18 protein-coding genes and 1 pseudogene are annotated in these 17767 nt (G+C 70.1%); 6 read left to right on the top strand and 13 right to left on the bottom strand.

All coding sequences use genetic code 11. The annotated features are described in order from the left end of the window. Nucleotides 1-100: 100 nt before the first annotated feature. From EDD90_RS00365 to EDD90_RS00375, 3 genes are all read right to left on the bottom strand, one after another. Nucleotides 101-835 (bottom strand): alpha/beta hydrolase, encoded by a 735-nt coding sequence (locus EDD90_RS00365; RefSeq protein ID WP_123971178.1) that lies wholly within the window; start codon nt 833-835, stop codon nt 101-103. Nucleotides 836-1044: 209 nt separating this feature from the next. Then, nucleotides 1045-1596: a zinc-binding dehydrogenase gene (locus EDD90_RS00370; RefSeq protein ID WP_221305053.1), complete on the bottom strand. Its 552-nt coding sequence runs from the start codon at nt 1594-1596 to the stop codon at nt 1045-1047. Nucleotides 1597-1713: 117 nt separating this feature from the next. Next, nucleotides 1714-2274: a carboxymuconolactone decarboxylase family protein gene (locus EDD90_RS00375; protein WP_123971179.1), complete on the bottom strand. Its 561-nt coding sequence runs from the start codon at nt 2272-2274 to the stop codon at nt 1714-1716. A gap of 68 nt (nt 2275-2342) precedes the next feature. Here EDD90_RS00375 and EDD90_RS00380 point away from each other — a divergent pair, with 68 nt between their 5' ends. Further along, entirely contained in the window at nt 2343-2693 is a 351-nt protein-coding gene (locus EDD90_RS00380) for a helix-turn-helix domain-containing protein (RefSeq protein WP_123980725.1), read from the top strand. A 143-nt stretch (nt 2694-2836) separates the two neighbouring features. Here the strand turns inward: EDD90_RS00380 and EDD90_RS00385 are convergent, their stop codons facing one another. After that, complete coding sequence (locus tag EDD90_RS00385) at nt 2837-3232, bottom strand: hypothetical protein (protein WP_123971180.1); 396 nt, start codon at nt 3230-3232, stop codon at nt 2837-2839. 391 nt (nt 3233-3623) lie between these two features. Between EDD90_RS00385 and EDD90_RS00390 the strand changes: the two genes are divergently transcribed. From EDD90_RS00390 to EDD90_RS00400, 4 genes are all read left to right on the top strand, one after another. Further along, a complete protein-coding gene (locus tag EDD90_RS00390) occupies nt 3624-4028 on the top strand; it encodes a MarR family winged helix-turn-helix transcriptional regulator (RefSeq protein WP_260328662.1) in 405 nt (134 codons plus the stop codon). A 67-nt stretch (nt 4029-4095) separates the two neighbouring features. After that, nucleotides 4096-5817, top strand: a complete 1722-nt coding sequence (locus EDD90_RS00395) for an MFS transporter (protein WP_123971182.1) — start codon at nt 4096-4098, stop codon at nt 5815-5817. A 239-nt stretch (nt 5818-6056) separates the two neighbouring features. Beyond that, nucleotides 6057-6182 (top strand): hypothetical protein, encoded by a 126-nt coding sequence (locus tag EDD90_RS56645; RefSeq protein ID WP_260327453.1) that lies wholly within the window; start codon nt 6057-6059, stop codon nt 6180-6182. A gap of 110 nt (nt 6183-6292) precedes the next feature. Then, nucleotides 6293-8080, top strand: a complete 1788-nt coding sequence (locus EDD90_RS00400; protein ID WP_260327454.1) for an ABC transporter ATP-binding protein — start codon at nt 6293-6295, stop codon at nt 8078-8080. A gap of 74 nt (nt 8081-8154) precedes the next feature. Here the strand turns inward: EDD90_RS00400 and EDD90_RS00405 are convergent, their stop codons facing one another. Further along, on the bottom strand, nt 8155-9390 hold the full coding sequence (locus EDD90_RS00405) for an MFS transporter (RefSeq protein ID WP_123971183.1): 1236 nt from the start codon (nt 9388-9390) through the stop codon (nt 8155-8157). Between the two features lie 254 nt (nt 9391-9644). Here EDD90_RS00405 and EDD90_RS00410 point away from each other — a divergent pair, with 254 nt between their 5' ends. After that, nucleotides 9645-10571, top strand: coding sequence for an aminoglycoside phosphotransferase family protein (locus EDD90_RS00410; protein ID WP_123971184.1), 927 nt, complete (start codon nt 9645-9647; stop codon nt 10569-10571). 47 nt (nt 10572-10618) lie between these two features. Here the strand turns inward: EDD90_RS00410 and EDD90_RS00415 are convergent, their stop codons facing one another. The 8 genes and pseudogenes from EDD90_RS00415 to EDD90_RS00455 form a co-directional block, all read right to left on the bottom strand. After that, the gene (locus tag EDD90_RS00415; RefSeq protein ID WP_123971185.1) at nt 10619-10975 is read right to left on the bottom strand and encodes a hypothetical protein; all 357 of its coding nucleotides are present in this window, start codon (nt 10973-10975) and stop codon (nt 10619-10621) included. A gap of 234 nt (nt 10976-11209) precedes the next feature. Continuing rightward, complete coding sequence (locus EDD90_RS00420) at nt 11210-12037, bottom strand: hypothetical protein (RefSeq protein ID WP_123971186.1); 828 nt, start codon at nt 12035-12037, stop codon at nt 11210-11212. Nucleotides 12038-12226: 189 nt separating this feature from the next. Beyond that, nucleotides 12227-12457: pseudogene (locus tag EDD90_RS00425) on the bottom strand (leucine-rich repeat domain-containing protein); the annotation flags it as partial. A 215-nt stretch (nt 12458-12672) separates the two neighbouring features. Continuing rightward, nucleotides 12673-13560 (bottom strand): SDR family oxidoreductase, encoded by an 888-nt coding sequence (locus EDD90_RS00435; RefSeq protein WP_123971187.1) that lies wholly within the window; start codon nt 13558-13560, stop codon nt 12673-12675. A 331-nt stretch (nt 13561-13891) separates the two neighbouring features. Next, nucleotides 13892-14833: an NADP-dependent oxidoreductase gene (locus EDD90_RS00440; RefSeq protein ID WP_123971188.1), complete on the bottom strand. Its 942-nt coding sequence runs from the start codon at nt 14831-14833 to the stop codon at nt 13892-13894. Between the two features lie 160 nt (nt 14834-14993). Next, complete coding sequence (locus EDD90_RS00445; protein ID WP_185148820.1) at nt 14994-15893, bottom strand: NADP-dependent oxidoreductase; 900 nt, start codon at nt 15891-15893, stop codon at nt 14994-14996. A gap of 259 nt (nt 15894-16152) precedes the next feature. Continuing rightward, entirely contained in the window at nt 16153-16800 is a 648-nt protein-coding gene (locus tag EDD90_RS00450; RefSeq protein ID WP_123971190.1) for a nitroreductase family protein, read from the bottom strand. 62 nt (nt 16801-16862) lie between these two features. Next, nucleotides 16863-17687: an isocitrate lyase/phosphoenolpyruvate mutase family protein gene (locus EDD90_RS00455; RefSeq protein ID WP_123971191.1), complete on the bottom strand. Its 825-nt coding sequence runs from the start codon at nt 17685-17687 to the stop codon at nt 16863-16865. Between the last annotated feature and the right edge of the window lie 80 nt (nt 17688-17767).

Here is a 17767-nt window from a genome sequence, read left to right on the forward strand (position 1 = left end):
CACGTGGGGTAGCGAGCCGAGGAGAGCCGGGAGTTGTCCCTGGACGAGCAGCATCCTGGCCAACACGGCTACCGGCTGCTGGTGGCCTGACCGCCCGGCGTCACTTCAGGTGTCGGGTGAAGAACTGGGCCGCGGCGTCCCCCGCGAACTGCGGGACGCCGGTGTGTCCGCCCATATTGGCCTGCAGCGTCTTCTCCTTGGAGCCGAAGGCGTCGAACAGGTCCAGCGCCGCCTGCCGGTCGTTCCCTTCGTCGTCCCACTGCAGCAGGACGTGCAGAGGAATGGTGACCCGGCGGGCCTCCTCGAACATGGCGGCGGGCACGAGACTCCCGGCGAAGAAGCCGGCGGCGACGATGCGCGGCTCGACCACCGCCAACCGGATGCCGATGGAGATCACACCCCCCGAGTATCCGACCGGGCCGCCGATCTCGGGCAGCGAGAGCAGCGCGTCCAGGGTGGCCCGCCATTCCGGGACCGACTTCTCGACGAGCGGGAGGACGAGGGCATCGATGATCTCGTCGCTGACCGGCTCGCCGGCCTCCATCACCCGGCGCAGGCCGGCGCGTGCCTGCTCGATGGCAGGCCAACGGGGCCGGTCACCGCTGCCGGGGAGCTCGATGGTGGCCGTGGCGATGCCCTCCGCCGCGGAGTGTCGGGCCCGGGCCACCAGCCGGGGGTACATCTTGCGCAGTCCGAGCGGGGGGTGGCCGAGCAGGATCAGCGGGGCCGGTGTGGATGCGGATGCGGGCGTCCAGAGGATGCCGGGGATCTCACCGAGGGTGAACTCGCGCTCGAGGACGCCGTCGTCGAGGCGCTGTTCGGAAGTGAATTGCATGGTCGTGCCTTTCGGGAGTGCTCTTGAACGGCGCTCCCGGACGACCTAGCGTCCGACCGTGACCCCGGAGGGGAGCACCCATGTCGATACTGCGTTCACGGGTACCACCTCCTCGCTCTCTTGCACGGCTTCCGGGAACCTAGCAGTGGTTGCCGTGGTTCCGCCAACGGGTTTTCGCCGGACCGGATCGGAGAGACTGACGTTCGTCTTCAAGGGCGGAGGACCAGTTTCCCCTTCGTACGACGGCCAAGCAGGTCCTCGCGCGCGTCGCGGGCCCGCGCCAGGTCGTACTCCGCGCCGGCCAGGGGCCGCAGGCGACACCGCGCCGTGAGGTCGAGAAACTCCGCGAGCTCCGCACCGCCGGCTCCGTTCCTGGCGATGAGCGGGATGACCCAAAAGCCGGCGACGGCGATGCTGTCCACCGCCAGTCGGCTCGGCGCAACCGCGGAAGCCGTCTGCCGGGACGAGGCGCCGTAGGTCACCAGTCGGCCGAGGTGTCCGAGTGTGTCCGGGGCGGCGTCGAGAACGGGGCCGCCGATGGCGTCCAGGACGATGTCGACCGGGTGTCCGTGATTGGCGTCAAGGACTCGCTCTCGATAGCCTCCCGCGTCGCCGTCGATCGCCGCGTCCGCGCCGAGTTCGAGAGCGAGGGCGCGCTTCTCGTCGGACGACGCCCTGGCGATGATCCGCCCTGCCCCGAACTCCCGGGCCAGTTGGACGACGAGGCTGCCCGTCCCGCCCGCGGCGGCATGGACCACCACGCTCTCACCGGGCGCGCGACCGAGCGCAGCAGATGCCAGGCGGTCAACCCCTGTACGAGAACTGCCAGCGCGTCGCCCGCAAACGCTGGTCAATGGCCAGGCGTGAGCGGAGTGCGGTCACCTGGCCGGGAAGCTGGCGCCCCAGGGTTCCTCTTCCAGCAGGAGCCCGTTGGCCAGGTAGCTGATGGTGCGGTACCAGCCGGCCAGAACGAGGAGTTCGAGCAGCTGGCCGTCCTGGTAGTGCACGCGCAGGGCGTCCCAGGCAGCCTGCGAGAGCTGCGCCGTGTCGTGCAGTTCGTCGATCGCGGCGAGCAGTGCCGCATGGTGGGGCGGCCATGGGACGTTCGCCGCGGGATCGGTGTCGGTCGTCGCCTGGAGCTGTTCGGGGCCGAGCCCTGCCTGCCGGGCGAGGCTTGCGGCGTGTACGCCCCACTCGTAGGAACAGCCGGTGCGCGCGGTGACGCGGGCGATGACGAGCTCTCGGTCGATGGCGGGAAGGCTGCCGTGTCCCAGGAGCCCGGCGCCCAAGGCGAACATGCGCGAGGCCAGTTCCGGGTTGCGATGCAGGACACGGAACAGCGTGAGCGGCTCGTGCGGCACGTCGGGGGGCATCCACCGGCGGAGTGCCTGGTCGACAGGGGCCGGATACGGCGGGGTGAGCGGTTCGATGCGCGGCATGCGATGCCCCTTGCTTCGATTTTCGAATCAGTATCATGCTTCGGGAAACGAAGCGCAAGGAGTGGGTAATGGAAGCCAGGGCGCCACGGCCGGGTGTGCCGGTGCGGGGGTCCGAGTCGGGCCGTCCGGTCATGGCCGCGCTCGATCTGCTCGGGCGGCGTTGGGCGATGCGCATCCTGTGGGAACTGAGTCAGGCACCGTCAGGTTTCCGCGAACTGCAGCGCCGATGCGAGCGCATGTCCTCCAGTGTGCTCAGCACCCGCCTCGACGAACTGACCGGCGCCCGCCTGCTCGCCCTGCACAGCGACGGCTACCGCCTCACGCCACTCGGTCAGGACCTTGTCGAGGCGCTGAGTCCGTTGGATGCCTGGAGCCGACGCTGGGCAAGGGAAATGGACTCCGCTGCGGCCGAGGACTGACATGGCCGCAGCGCGACTGGTGCGGCTGCGCCGAGCACTCGCGTCCCGACGTGACTGTGAGGATGCCGGGGTGCCGCCTCCTGTGAAGCAGCGGTCTCCCTGGCCTCGTCCGAACGTACCCGGTGAGGTATGGACGAACATTCTCAGTCGTACACGTGTTGAGGCGGCACGCGGCGTGGCAGCGGCAGACGCCACTCGCCCAGCCGGGCGACGAGGATCCGGCGCGCCAGAGTTCGCACCTCACTCCAGGTCATATCGGCAGTCAACGCGTCGGCCCACCACCCGGGGCGACCGCGCACGTCCATCTCACCGATGAACCGGTCGATTTCCCTGAGGCCCTGAAGGACCTCGGGTTCGAGGGTTCCCCGCTCCGCTATTCCTTCGGCCAGATGCAGGATGAATTCGACGTCGTCGGCAACGGCAGCCGTCCTCGCTCGGTGCTCGCTCGCCCACGTCAGCTGATCAGAAGGATCAGCAGCAAGGACGGCCAGCAACCTCGCTATCCAGCGCTCCCAGTAATCGTTGTCGTCGACGTTCATACGAGCAGGGTCGCACTGGACCATTTCGGCCCACCAGCCTGGGCGCGTCCATAGATACGTACACGACAGCGAGGAGTTCCTGGCCCGGGACACCTGCCACGGAGTGGTTGGTGTAGCCGTGCTTCAGCGGACGCATCCGTTGATGCGGTGATCACGTGACTGCGGAACGTGTGTGAATCAAGCGGCAGTTCGGACATCGCGGCACCGTCACACCGCTTCGGCGCTTCGGGGCGGCTCTGATGGCGGTCGGCCGGCGGTGATCGGCCCCGGGCTTCTTGTTTCATAGTACATCTAGATGCATAATGACGTTATGGAGAGTCGGGTCGAGGATCTGGCCGCAGGTGATGCAACGGCCGGCGCGGAGGGTCCGGGCGAGGCGCCGGAGCAACTGATGGTTGCCGTGGAGCAGTTGGTGCGGCACGTACGCCACAGCGCCACCGCCGGCGGTCTGAGTACCGCGGCCTCCTCCGCGTTGGCCCGGCTGGGCCGGGAGGGGCCGCTGCGGCTGACCGAACTGGCCCGCGCCGAGGGCGTCTCGCAGCCGGGGATGACCCAGCTGGTCGGCCGGCTGGAGCGCGCGGGGCTGGTGGCCCGCGGCGCCGACAGCACCGACGGACGGGGGGTCCGCGTGGAGATCACCCGAACCGGACTCGACGTCTTCCGGCAGCGGCGCGCCGAACGCGCCCACGCCCTCCAGGAACTGATCGGGGAGCTGACCGAGCCCGAACAGCAGGCCGTACGGCTTGCCCTGCCCGCCCTGGCCCGCGCGATCGAGGATCGCCGGGCCCGCGACTGACCCCCCTCCCCCGCCAACGCCGCCCAGCCGGGGGCTGCTCGTTCCGCATCCGGAAAGAGGACCGTTGATGAGTGCTCCACACCCGAGGGCCGCGAGCCCTTTCAGGCAGCCGAAGGCCGTGTGGGCCGTGGCGTTCGCCTGCGTGATCTCGTTCATGGGCATCGGCCTCGTGGACCCGATCCTGCCCGCACTGGCCGAGAGCCTGCACGCCTCGCCCAGTCAGGTCTCGCTGTTGTTCAGCAGCTATCTGATCGTCACCGCGGTCGCCATGCTCGTCGTCGGCTGGGTGTCCAGCCGGATCGGCGCCAAGCCCACCCTCGTCGCCGGCCTGGCGGTCATCGTGGTGTTCGCCGCGCTCGCCGGCGCCTCCGGTTCGATCAACGGCATCGTCGGCTTCCGCGCCGGGTGGGGACTGGGCAACGCCCTGTTCATCGCGACCTCGCTGGCCGTCATCGTCGCCTCGGCGAGCGGCGGCTTCGGCGGTGCGATCATCCTGTACGAGACCGCCCTCGGCCTCGGCATAGCCGTCGGCCCCCTCCTCGGCGGCGAGTTGGGCGCCATCAGCTGGCGCGGACCGTTCTTCGGCGTCGCCGTCCTCATGGCCGTAGCCCTCGTCGCGACACTGGCCTTCGTACCGGCACTGCCCCGGCCGGAACGCCGTACCTCACCACTGGCGCCGATCACGGCATTGCGCCACCGGGGTCTGCTGACCATGGGCATCATGGCTCTCCTGTACAACTGGGGCTTCTTCACCATGCTCGGCTACGCGCCCTATCCGATGGAGCTGAACGCCCATCAGCTGGGCCTGGTCTTCACCGGCTGGGGACTGCTGGTGGCCGCGTTCAGCGTCTTCTTCGCCCCGCGTCTGCAGGCCCGCTTCGGCACCGCGCCCGTGCTGTACGCCAACCTCGTCGGCCTCGGCGCGGTGATGGCCGTCATCGCCGCGGGGGTCGGCACGCCCACGGTCGTGATCGTCGCGGTGATCGTGAGCGGAGTCTTCATCGGCATCAACAACACCCTCACCACGCAGGCGGTGATGGTGGTCTCGCCCGTCGAGCGTCCGGTGGCCTCGTCCGCGTACGGCTTCCTGCGTTTCATCGGCGGCGGTCTGGCCCCCTATGTCGCCGGGAAGCTCGCCGACGCCACCGATCTGAGCGTCCCGTTCTATCTGGGCGCCGGCACCTTCCTCCTCGCGATCCCGGTGCTGGCGAGCGGGCACCGGCTGCTCACGGACGCGGAGTCCCGTCTCGACTCCGGCGAGCCGGTCGTGCCGACGCTCACCCCCGTGGGGCGGCGGGCCGTGGCCGGCACGGGCCCGATCGTCGTGGCCGTCGGCGGCCACGAGCGGGCCGCCGCAGTCGTGGACACCGCCGCCCGGCTGGCGCAGGACACCGGCAGCCCGCTGGAGGTGGTCCACGTCCAGCGGACCGCCGTCGTCGAGGAGCAGGCGGCGGACAGCGAGACCGCAGCCGAGGCCCGGGCCGCCGTCACCGCCCATCTCGACCGGCTCGCCGCCCAGGGGTTCGCCGCCACCGGTCAGATCCTGGACAGCGTCGGCGATCACGCCGCCGCCGGCCGGGTGCTGGCCCGGCATGCCGCAGAGGTCCACGCCCGTGCCGTGGCCGTGGGACGTTCGCCGCGCGGACCGCTCGCCCAGTTCACCGACGGCAGTCTCACCACCGCGCTCGCCCACACCGCGACCTGCACGGTCGTCCTGGTCGACCCGGCCGAGGAGCCTCTCCGGCTGACCGCGGCCACGCTCGTCCGCCTGCGCGACAGTCCTGCCTGATCCTCGGCGGAGCTGCCGGTCGAACCGGATTCCGCAAACACCGAGCGCCGCTGACCGCGAACAGAGGGAATTTGACGGGGATTTCAGGTTAGGGGTTCGGTAAGGGAATCTAATTCAACACTCAACTCCGCCCTTGAATTGGGGTAGTTCCGCCCTCGTATTCATGGACGTACCGCGCTCGGTCGAATGTGAGCGCCTTCCGAGGCCCCTTTGCGGGTCGCGACAAAGGAGGAACGGCCATGTCCTTCGCGAAGATCACACTGGCCAAGAAGGCCAAGAAGAAGGAAGTGGGTGCCGCCAAGGAGGCGCATCACAAGCACCACCACAAGAAGCACCACCGCAAGCACAAGAAGCACGCCAAGTAGCACGACCGCCGGACGGTGCCGGGGCCGGACCGCCTTCCCTCGGAGGCGGGCCGCCCCGGCCCGCCCGTAATCCGGGCAGCGCCCACGGAGTCAGGGAGTACCGGCCGGCCATGGCTACCGCCGCACCGCTCGACATGTCCGTCCCCGCGAGCCCCGCCGCCGCCCCCTCGGCGCGGATGCGGCACGCCCGGCTCTCGCCGTGGGCCGCGTTCCGTACCTTCTGGCCGCTGGTCAGCGGCAACCGCACCGCCGTGCTGGTGTCGGCGCTGCTCCTTGTGGTGTCGGCGGGATGCGACGCGGGGGCGATCGGTATCGCGGGGCAACTCACCGACGACGTGCTCACGCCCGGCGACCTCTCCGCGTTCTGGGATCCCGCCGCTCTGTGGCTGGGTCTCGCCGCGGTCGGCGCCGTCACCTCCACCGCCGGCGGCTATCTGTCCGGCTGGACGAGCGAGCACTTCCTCCTCGGACTGCGCGACCGCGTCTTCCGTCATCTGCAACAGCTGCCGCCGGACGGCCTGGACCGCTACGGCACCGGTGACCTCGTCTCCCGCCTCACCGGGGACGTGGAGGTCGTCGAGACCCTGATCGCCTCCGCCCCCGTCGAACTGCTCACCTCCGCCGTCGGCGCCCTGGTCTTCGCCGCCGCAGCCCTGCGCACGAGTTGGCAGCTGGCGCTGATCACGTTCGCCGCCGCCCCGCTGATCTGGATCGGTGCCCGGGTGTTCGGCACGCTGATGCGCAGCGCGACCCGCGAGGAACGTGACAGCAACGGCCGGCTGGCCTCGCTGCTGGAGGAGAGCCTCGCCAACATGCCCGTGGTGCAGGCGTACAGCCGTCAGGAGGCCGAGCGCGCCAAGGTGCACCGCGAGGGGCGGGACTGGATGCGCGCCGGACTCCGGCAGATCCGGCTGTCGTCGGTGTACGGCCCGCTCGGCGAACTCCTGGAAACGGTCAGCGTGCTGACGGTGATCGGAGCCGGCGCCTGGCAGATCTCCGCGCACCACCTCAGTGTGGGCGGACTGCTCGCCTTCTCCGCCTACCTGGGCTATCTCCATCCGCGTCTGCAGGAACTCGGCGAGCTGGTCGTAGGCGCCTCCTCCGCGACCGCCGCCTGCGAACGTCTCATCGAGATCCTGCGCACCACGCCCACCGCCCCCGACACCGCTCCGCGTCCCGATGTCCCGCTGCCGACCGGGCCGGTGTGCGGTGCCGTGACCTTCGAGGACGTCGGTTTCGCCTATCCCGGCGGGCTGCGCCCCGTGCTGCACGGGGTGCGCCTCGACGTTCCTCCGGGTCTGCTGGTCGCGGTGACCGGGCCGAGCGGTGCGGGCAAGTCCACGCTGGTCGGTCTGCTGCTGCGGTTCTACGAACCCTCGCGGGGCCGCATCCTGCTCGACGGTCTGGACATCGCCGCGCTCCCGGTCGACGAGGTGCGCCGGCACATCACCTTGCTGCCCCAGGAGAGCATGCTCTTCGACGGCACGGTACGGGAGAACATCGTCTACGGCCGGCCGGACGCCACCGACGCGGACGTGTGGGCCGCCGCGGCCGCGGCCGACGCCCACGACTTCGTGACGGCGCTTCCCGACGGCTACGACACGCCCGTCGGCAGACGCGGCAACAGTCTCTCCGGCGGCCAGCGCCGCAGGATCGCGCTGGCCCGCGCCATGCTGCGCACCGCGCCCGTGCTCGTCCTGGACGAGCCGACCGCGGGTCTCGACGACGGCGCCACGGCCCGGGTGATGGCGCCCCTGCGTCGGCTGGCCGCGGGCCGCACGACGTTCCTCATCACCCATGACCTGCGTCTGACCGCCCAGGCCGACCTGATTCTGCACCTGGCGGACGGGACCGCGACCAGCACGGTGCCGGGCGGCGCCGTGGCCCGCGGAGCCTGAGGGAACGGCCGGAGGGGCGGGGTACGGCTCAGCCCCGGTCCGGCTCGGTCAACCCTCGACGGCCGGGGTGCCGCTCAGCCGCGATTCGGCTCGGTCAGGCCCTCGGCGCCCGCGGAGGCCTGCTGCGGCTCCGCGGCGCCCTGTGAGATGACCACCTTCGAGGGGCGGTTGCCACGGTCCAGGTAGCCGCCCGTGGCGGCCAGTCCGAGGCCGGCCACGGCGAGGGCGGCGCCGACCAGGTTGGGCGCGGCCCAGCCCCAGCCTGCCGAGATGACCAGGCCGCCGAGCCAGGCGCCGGACGCGTTGGCCATGTTGAAGGCGGAGTGGTTGGAAGCCGCCGCCATCGTCGGGGCGTCCTTCGCGTTGATCATGAGCAGCATCTGGACGGGCGTGGTGATGAGCGCGCCCGTCGCGCCGATGAAGAGGACGGTGATCAGGGCCGGGACCGTGCTGTGGACGGTGAAGTAGAACGTCACCAGCGAGGCGGCCAGCAGGACGATCCCGCCGTAGAGCGTCGGGCGCAGGGCGCGGTCGGTGAGCGGGCCGGCGACCAGGGTGCCGATGGTCATGCCGACGCCGTACAGGGCGAGGACGACGGTGGTGGAGGAGTCGGAGATGCCCGTCAGGTGGGTCAGCATGGGGACGAGGTAGCTGTAGAAGGCGAAGAAGCCGCCGAACCCGACGACGGCGGTGCCCAGGCCGATGAACACCTGAAGATTGCCCATCGCCCGCAGTTCCTGCCGGATGCCGGCCTGCGGGCCGCGCGGCTGGTGGGGCACGAGGAGGGCGAGTGCGGCGAGCGCCACGAGGCCGATGACGGCGACCGCGCAGTAGGCGTACCGCCAGCCCAGGTGCTGGCCGAGGGCGGTACCGGCGGGGACGCCGACGATGTTGGCGATGGTGAGGCCGAGGAAGATCCGGGAGACGGCGCGCGCGGCGCGGTCCGGAGCCACCAGGCGGGAGGCGACCACGGCGCCCACGCCGAACAGCGCGCCGTGCGGCAGTCCGGCGAGGAACCGGGCGGCGAAGAGCAGGCCGAAGTCCGGGGCGAGCGCGGACGCCGTGTTGCCCACCACGAACAGCCCGGTGAGCAGGAGCAGCAGCCGCTTGTGGGGCACTCGCGCGCCGATGCCCGTCAGCACGGGGGCACCGACGACGACGCCGAGGGCGTACGCCGACACCAGGTTGCCGGCGTGCGGCACCGACACACCCATCCCGTCCGCGATCTGGGGCAGCAGGCCCATGGTGGCGAATTCGGTGGTGCCGATTCCGAACGTGACGACGGCAAGGGCCAGCAGGGCCAGAGGCATGGCGGGTGAGGGAACCTTTCAGCGACGGTGGTCGGGAGGGGACGAGCGGGACGGCGCCGGAAGGTGTCCCCACCTCCGTGACCGGCCGCGCCGAGCACCCTTGCCCAGCACACCCCAAGAACGTTTCAGCGGAATGAAGCCCGCGCGCATTCCGGGATCGGCCCGCGTAATGGGGTGACCTGCGTCACCAGGGCTTCGCGCGGGCCGCCAAAGCCTGCTCGTCGCCACGCCTGTCTCACGTACTGTGGCTTCGCATGACCGACTCCGAGATCGAGATCACCGCAGAGCTGGTGCACGATCTTCTCAAGGACCAGCATCCAGACCTCGCGGGGCTGCCCATCCGCGAGGTGGCGGGCGGCTGGGGCAACCAGATGTGGCGCCTCGGGGATGAGTTGGCCGTGCGCATGCCGCGCACGCAAGATGCCCCGGATCTCCTGCGCAAGGAGTGCCGGTGGCTTCCTGTCCTGGCGCCGCGTCTTCCGCTCCCGGTTCCGACGCCGGTGCGGATCGGCGAACCGTCCGCGCGCTTCCCGAGGCCGTGGAGCATCATGACGTGGATTCACGGCGAGCCGCTGGACTACACCTCGATCAGTCGCGGCGAGCACGCGGCCGACACTCTGGCGGGCTTCCTCACGGCGCTCCATGTGGAGGCGCCCGCCGAGGCGCCGGACAGTTCGGACCGCGGCGCCCACCCCAAGAAGTGCACGGACGGCTTCGAGAACTTCATGCAAGCCATTGCCCCCGGCGGCCTTGCCGCCGACACCCAGGCCGTCCGGGACGTCTGGGACGATGCCGTCGCGGCCCCCGAGTGGGAGGGCCCCCGGGTATGGCTGCACGGCGACCTCCATCCGGCGAATGTCGTCGTCTCCGACGGGACCCTCTCGGGCGTGATCGATTTCGATTCCATGTTCGCCGGCGACCCGGCGTGGGACCTCGCGGCCGCGTGGGTGCTGCTGCCCGAGGGCGCGGCATCACGGTTCTTCGAGGTGTACGCGCACGCGGACGAGGCGACGGTCCGGCGGGCCCGAGGGCTGGCTGCCATGAAGAGCCTTTTCCTCATCCTTATGGGCCAGGCCGGGGAACGGGGCCTTCCTGGCGGCAAGCCGACATGGGGCCCCGCAGGCCGGGCGGCACTCAACCGTGTTCTCACATCCAGTCAGGACCGACTCTCTCCGGCATAGACCAGGGGGAACGGACAGGAGAACCGAGACGGCATGGCTGCCGGTCCCTACAGGTCCGCGATCACACGGTCGGGCAGGTACGGCGAAGCACCGGTCACCAGCCAATACTGAAGGTCTCGCAGCCTGGTGAGAGCCGCCTCGTAATACGCCGGCGGCTCCGGCCGGGGAAACCGCGGATGGGCTGTGTGATCGGGAAGCCAGTCGACACACACCCAGAACCCTTCCACCAGCCACCGCGGCAATTCCTGCTGATCACGCTCCTCGAACCCCGCGCACAGTCCCCGCATGGCCCGCTCGAGACGAGAGAAGGCCTCCTTGTCCCACCTGCGATCACGGATCAGGATCGCAAGAAACCCTTCCTCGTCCTCCGAAAACTCCTGCCGCAACACAGCGAGATCATCCATCACGGCATCATGACGTAGCCCACTGACACCGCGCCGTAGAGGGCACTGGGCTGGTCAAGTCATCCATATCGCGCGACTCATCACACTCGATGCGCCTGCTGATCTCGCATCAGGCCCTTTCCCGGAGCCACCGAACAGCGTCAAAACCGTGCGGGTGTGGCTCCTTTGGAGGGACGGTCCTACCAGCACAAGCCGACGCGTCCGTCCTCTGGGGTGGTGCGGGACTCGGGTCGATCAGACGCAGAGCCAGCAGTACAGCCGTTCCCCGCGCTGCTGTGCCCCGCGGGCGAGTTCCGCCAACTCGTGCAGCAGGCCGCCGATCGCGTCGGTGTCACCAGACCCCTGCTCTTCGACCCAATGCCGTGCCGCCGCAGTCAGTTCGGCGGCCTCCACCCTGGCCAGGGCGCCTTGCAGCTCATCGCTGATGGTGAGCACCAGACGCTCGCCTCCGTCGCGTTCGGCGACGACGTGGGAGGTCCGGGGCCGTGCCAGGAACTCGTCGAAGTCGACCCCGGTCAGGATCCTCTCGATCGCTCCGAGATCGGTCGTCGAGTCGAACCCCTTGGTGGCCACGACGTGGAACCCCGTCTCGGCCAGCCGAAGCCGTGGCCTGAGGAGCTCGCGAAGGCCGTCGCGCCCGTAACGTCGCACGATCTCCGGGACGGGCATTGGCAGGTGCGCCCCTGCACCATCCGGCCCGCCGGGCAAGTCGATGATCGTGGCGGCCGACTCGTCCGATGCCGCGGAGAAGTAGTCATACATCACACCCACAGGCGTGATCATGCCAGGGAGTGACGCGGTGGGGGCCGGCGCTGCCGACTTCGTCACGGTGACGGCCGGGGCCGGCGCTGCCGTCTTCATGGCGGTAGCCGTGACGGTGACCGTCGGGCGCGGCGCGGGACTGGCCGCGCTGGAACTACCGCCACCGAACGCGGCACCGACCGCGAGCAGCGCGAAACCACCGACCCACACACGCTTGCGCTTGTGCAGCGGGCGAATATCAGGCATGCGGACAGGCTCAGGCGGACGAACGGCCCACGGCCCGGGCTGATACTGGCTCACGCGACGATCCCCCCATGACAGGCACCCGGGCACACGCCACGGGGCAGTCGCATGCTTTACAAAACATCCCCAGAAAGCACGCAAGCCCCGGATGCATCCTGAATGTTGGGTGATGACCGCGGTTGGTACGGCGCCGACTGACCACGACGACCGCGAACCGCGCGCCGGCGGCCGGCGCGGGGACGCCGGTCACTCGCCCACGGCGACGTACCGCCACACCGTGCCGTCGTCGTCCTTGTCCTCGTCGGCGTCGTCGCGGTCGAGGTCGACCTCGACGCCGGCCGGCTCCAGGGCGCCGCGGACGCGGTCGCGGAGCGGTCCGGTCAGGTAGTTGTGGTGGAGGTCGAGCTTCTTGAGGTGGGTGAGCGGCGCCCCGTCCAGCAGCGCGGCGGCGCCCTGGTCGGTGAGGACGCCCATCGACGGCGCCCCGACCGGTCTCGGCTGCACTGGCTCGAACACCCCGAACTCCGAGCCACAGAGCTACGCCTCGCGGCAGACCTCGGCGTCATCGTCGGCACCCGCCTACCCGCCGGCTGAGAGCAGCCGCATCGCCGAACGCGACGACGTCCTGGTACGCACGCCCTGCCGCCCCAGCCGTCGCGGTCACCCGTGCACGACGTCAGCGCAGGGGGCTTCTAGCCCAGGGCGGGGTAGTCGCCGGCGGCAAGGTCCTCCATGAGGCTCGGGTGGATGGGCTCCCAGCCGAACTGCTTCCGGGTCAGCGCACCCGAGGACGGCATGTCGAGCGCGAACAAGCGGCCAATGGGGCCGAAGCTGTCAGGGGATGCCGACTCGACCGGGACCGCGAGCACGCCGCCGACCGCCTCGGCCAGGGATCGCATGGTGTCGCCCTCGTCGGCCACCGCGTGCAGGACGGTGCCGGGCGCAGAGTCCTCGAGCGCGATGCGGAACAGCTTGGCGGCGTCGACCCGATTGACCGCCGGCCAGCGCTGTGTGCCGTCGCCGACGTATGCCGACACGCCGGTCTTCTGCGCGGCGGCGATGAGCACCGAGCAGAAGCCGTATTGCGACGCGCGCTGATGCACGGAGCGCGGCAGCCGTACGACGGAGGAGCGGACGCCCTGGTCGGCCAGGGTCAGCACCATCTGTGAATTGAGGCCACGGCCGCCGACGGGTCCGTCGGTGGTGTCGGGGTCCTCCTCGGTGGAGATGTGGCCCGGCATCATCGGCGTGAGGCCGGCATGCACGAACGGCTTGCCGCTGCCTGCGAGGGCGGCCGCGATGGTTTGCAGGGCCCGTGTTTCCGCGTCGATGCACGGCCCCAAGTTGCTCCAGTCGTTCCCGAAGGCCAGGTTGATGACGCCCTCTGTCCGGGCGACGCCGGCGCGAAGGCTGTCCAGATCGCTGAGGTCGCCGCGAAGCGGTGTCCCGCCGGCAGCGGAGACGGCCGCGGCCGCGGCATCGGAACGGACGAGGCCGAGGACCTCGTGACCGGCAGCGATGAGTTCGGGAACGACAACTGAGCCGATGCTGCCGTTGGCACCTGTGACGAACACGCGCATGGAAGGCTCCAGATGACTGCTGCGACGCCGCGTCGGTGAATGAACCGTCGGTCGGGCCGCTCGGGCCGGCGACGCTCGCCACGGTGATTCCCCCACTGAGGCGACCGCGTCCTATAAGTCCGGCATATTATTTTAACAGTGGATACGTATTGTTATGTAGCGTTGCCCATTGTGCCCCCGCCGCTCTGCTGAGCGGCGGAAGCAAGCCCTGACAGCGTCCCGATACGGTGCTGGGCACCGGAAGCGGCCTGTCAGGACACCGGGCAGCTGACGCTCGTGGATGACGTGGCCGACCTCGCGTACTGCGGCGCGGCGATGGCTGTCCGCGGCCTCACCGCATGCGGATGACCGTCTTTCCGCCGACCTTCCGGGCCGGGTTGAAGGCGGCGACGGCGTCGTCGAGGTTCGCGACCTGGCCGATATGTGTCCGCAGGCGTCCCTCCCGTACCCGCCGGGCGATCTCGCCCAGCTGGGCGCGGTCGGAGACGACCACGAAGTCGACTGTCAGGCCGTTGGCCGGCCGCACCTCCGGCGGGCCGGTGACGGTGACGAATGTTCCTCCACCTCGCACCAGCCGGGCCGAGCGAGCGCCGATGTCGCCGCCGAATACGTCGAAGACGAAGTCGACTCCGCCGACGTCTTCCAGCGTGTCGCTGTCCAGGTCGACGAACTCGTGCGCCCCAAAGTCGAGTGCGCTCTGGTGGTGGGCGGCGCGTCCGGTGCCGATGACGTAGGCACCGGCCTCTCGCGCGAGCTGGGCCGCCATCGATCCGACCGCGCCGGCGGCGCCGTGCACGAGCACGCTCTGCCCCGCCGAGAGGTGCCCGTGCTCGAACAGTCCCTGCCAGGCAGTCAGGCCCGTCATCGCGACGCTCGCGCCGACCGTGAAGTCGATGTCCCCGGGCAGCGGCGCAAGGTTGCGCGCCTCGACGACGACGTACTCCGCCAGGGTGCCGTCACGGGTCCAGTCCGTGAGGCCGAACACGCGCTGCCCGATCGACAGCCCTGCCGTTCCATAGCTGAGCGAGGTGACCACGCCTGCCACCTCGTGTCCGGGGATCGACGGCGTGCGATCCCGGCCGAGGCGATCGACCCAGGTCGAGGGCCACTCCAGTTCGTCCCCGGTGAATCCCGACGCATGCACTTCGACGACGACGTCGCCGTAGTTCGCGCCGTCAAGGCCGGCGAGGCGCGCCGTATCCGGCCCGGGCCGTTCCGTCAGCGTCATCCCCGCGGTTCCGGCGGCGGGGTCCGTGACCACGATCGCTTTCATCTGTGGTTCCTCCTTCTCCACAAGCTCTGTTCGCCCCCGCCCCCGCCCGCTGCAGGCAGTGGTGGGGAGGCCGCTCGCCTCGCCGGTCCCATGCGGTCTCGCCGCTCGTGCCCCGTGCGCACTGCGGCCCGGCACCGGGATCGGCCGGTGCCTGGGCGCGTCAGGCCGGAATGAGCACGACCTTCCTGCCTCCGGCCCGTCCGGCAACCACCCGGGTGAACGCGGCCGGTCCCTCGCTGAGCGGCAGGGGTTCCGGTGCGAGTTCCAGGGTTCCCGCCGCGGCTTGCTCGGCCAGCTGCGCGAGCTGCGCGCCGTTGGGCTCGATGTAGAGGTCCCAACTCGTGATGCCTCGTTCCTCCGGCGGCGCGTCGGAGGTCAGGGAGCACAGCCGGCCGCCGTCACGCACCAGGGGCAGGGCCTGGACCGCCGTGCCGGCGGCGATGACGAGGGCGGCGTCGAACTCGCCGCGTACCTCGGTCGACCAGTGCGGGTCGTGGTAGTCGACGACGTCCTTCGCTCCCAGCCCGAGCAGGCGCTCCGCGGCGGCGGGAGACGCGGTCGCGGTCACCTCGATGCCCCGGGCCGCGGCGAGCTGGACGGCCAGGGCGCCGGTGCCCCCGCCCCCGTTGGTGATCAGGAGCCGCTGTCCTCGGCCGAGGTCGAGCTTCTCCAGAGCCTGCAGCGCGGTGAGCCCGTTGACCGGCAGCGCCGCGGCGTGTGCGGCGTCCAGGGCCGGTGGGCAGGCCGCCGCGTGATCCGCGTTGACCAGGACCCGCTCGGCCCAGAAGCCGCTCCCCCCGGGCAGCGGGGCTTCATGCGCGAGCACCCGGTCGCCCACCGCGAACCGGCTGACACCCGCGCCGACGGCCAGCACCTTGCCTGCGCCCTCCACTCCCAGCGCGGCCGGGAGGCGTAGCCCCACGTCCCAACGAGCGTCGATTTCCAATTCGTCCCACGGTCCGACCCCGGCGGCCTCGACCGCGACCAGGATCTGGCCCGGCTCGGGAGATGACGGTTCGGGCAGTTCCAGCAGGGCGACTTCCGTCTCCGCCCCGGACACACCGCACGCCTTCATAGTGGATCGTCGTCCTTTCACTCGGTCCGGCCGACCAGGGGTGGCGGCCGGAAACCCAAATCCGGCGGCGGTGTCGAAGGGGGACATTCCGCACGCCTTCACAGTAGATCTTCGTCTTCGTGCTCGGTTCGACCGACCTGTTCCAGATCCGTGGCTGCCCGAGGGTGGCCCGACGCTCGTCGGCGCCTACCAAGGCCGGCCCCGTGCCAAGTCGTTCGACGGCCCCGCGGGGGGCGACGGCCGGTCAGACGAACGTGAACAGCTGGTCGGTTTCGAAGCGGGAGATCGGGCTGTGGTAGACCTTCGCGGGGTCGGGGTAGCCGAGGGCCAGCAGCACGGTCGTGGTGTGTCCGGTCTCGCGGATCTTGAACGCCTTGTCGACGCTGGTGGGGTCGAATCCTTCGAGGGGCATGGCTTCGACGCCGAGCTCAGCGGCCGCCATCATGGTCAGACCCATCGCGAGGTAGGTCTGCTTCTCCATCCAGTGGTTCAGGTCCTTGTAGCCGTAGTTGCGCAGGTTGAGGAAGTCGCGGGTCATGGATTCCCACCGCGCCTGCTTCGCCGGGTCGGGGAACCGGCCGTCGGACCGCTCCTTGTCGAACACGGCCTGGAGGTGGCCTGCGGGAAGGTCCGCCCTCGTGGTGAGGATGATGGTGTGCGAGGCGTTCAGGATCTTCTCGCTGTTGTCCTGGAACCGTTCGCCGAGGTTGGCCGCCAGGCGCTCCTTGCCTTCGGTCGTGGCGAGGACGTAGAAGTGGTTGGGCTGCACGTTCGTCGAGGACGGCGTCGAACGCAGGAAGCCGAGCAGTTCCTGGAGCGTCGCGTCGGGGATCGTCTTGCTGGGGTCGAAGTACCTGGTGAGATGCTTGTTCATGAGCGTGCCGAGGTCCATGTCATCCTGCCTTCGTGTTGTGTGATCACGGGACGAAGAGTCCGTGATTCGTGCTGATCGGGTCAGTTCCTGCTGCGGGTGAGCAGTTCGCCGACGCGGGCGAAGTCCATGCCTGTCGTCGCCGAGGCAAGGTCGCCCGCGAGAAGGGCCTTCGCGGCTTCCTCGACCGCCCCCATCGCGTGGGCGTAGAGCATCGGACCCAAGCTGATGCGCTTGACCCCGGCCCGCTGCAGTTCGGCGACGGTGAGCACCTTGTCCGACGGAGACACCAGGACGTTGACCGGAGTCGGGGCGACCGCGGTGACGATCGCGACGAGCGCGTCGAGGTCGGGTGGGAACGGCGCGTAGACCACATCTGCGCCCACCTCGGCGAAGGCCGTCAGACGCCGGATGGTGTCGTCGAGATCGGGGCGCCCCTGGATGAAGTTGTCGGTGCGGCCGGTGACGACGATGCGTCCGTTCGACGCGGCGACGGCGCTGCGCACCCGACGGACCGCTTCGTCGAAGTCACGGATCGGCATGTCGGGATCGCCCGAGGTGTCCTCCACACCGATGCCGGCCAGGCCGGACTCCACGGCGGCCTCGACGGTCATGGCGACGTCTTCGGGCGTGTCGCCGTATCCGTCCTCGAAGTCTCCGTTGACGGGCAGTCCTGTGAGACTGCCGAGCAGCCGCGCATGCTCAAGGTGCTCCTCGCGGGTGACCTCGTGCCGCCCGTCGAGGCGGCCGAGCGTGGCGGCGATCGCCGCGGACGAGGTCGCGACCGCCTCGAACCCGGCATCGGCCAGCATCAGCGCCGAGAGGCCGTCCCAGGCGTTGGGCATGACGAGGCCACCGTCGCGGGTGTGCAGCGCCATGAACTTCTCGTAGAGTTCGGAGCCCGGCATGTCGAGCCTTCCTGAATGATCGTTGACTCAGTGGGGAGTTGGTGCCGGCGGCCGCACGGCGCTTTCTGACGCCGCGTCGG

It is taken from the genome of Streptomyces sp. Ag109_O5-1, from assembly GCF_003814875.1.
Taxonomy (GTDB): domain Bacteria; phylum Actinomycetota; class Actinomycetes; order Streptomycetales; family Streptomycetaceae; genus Streptomyces; species Streptomyces sasae.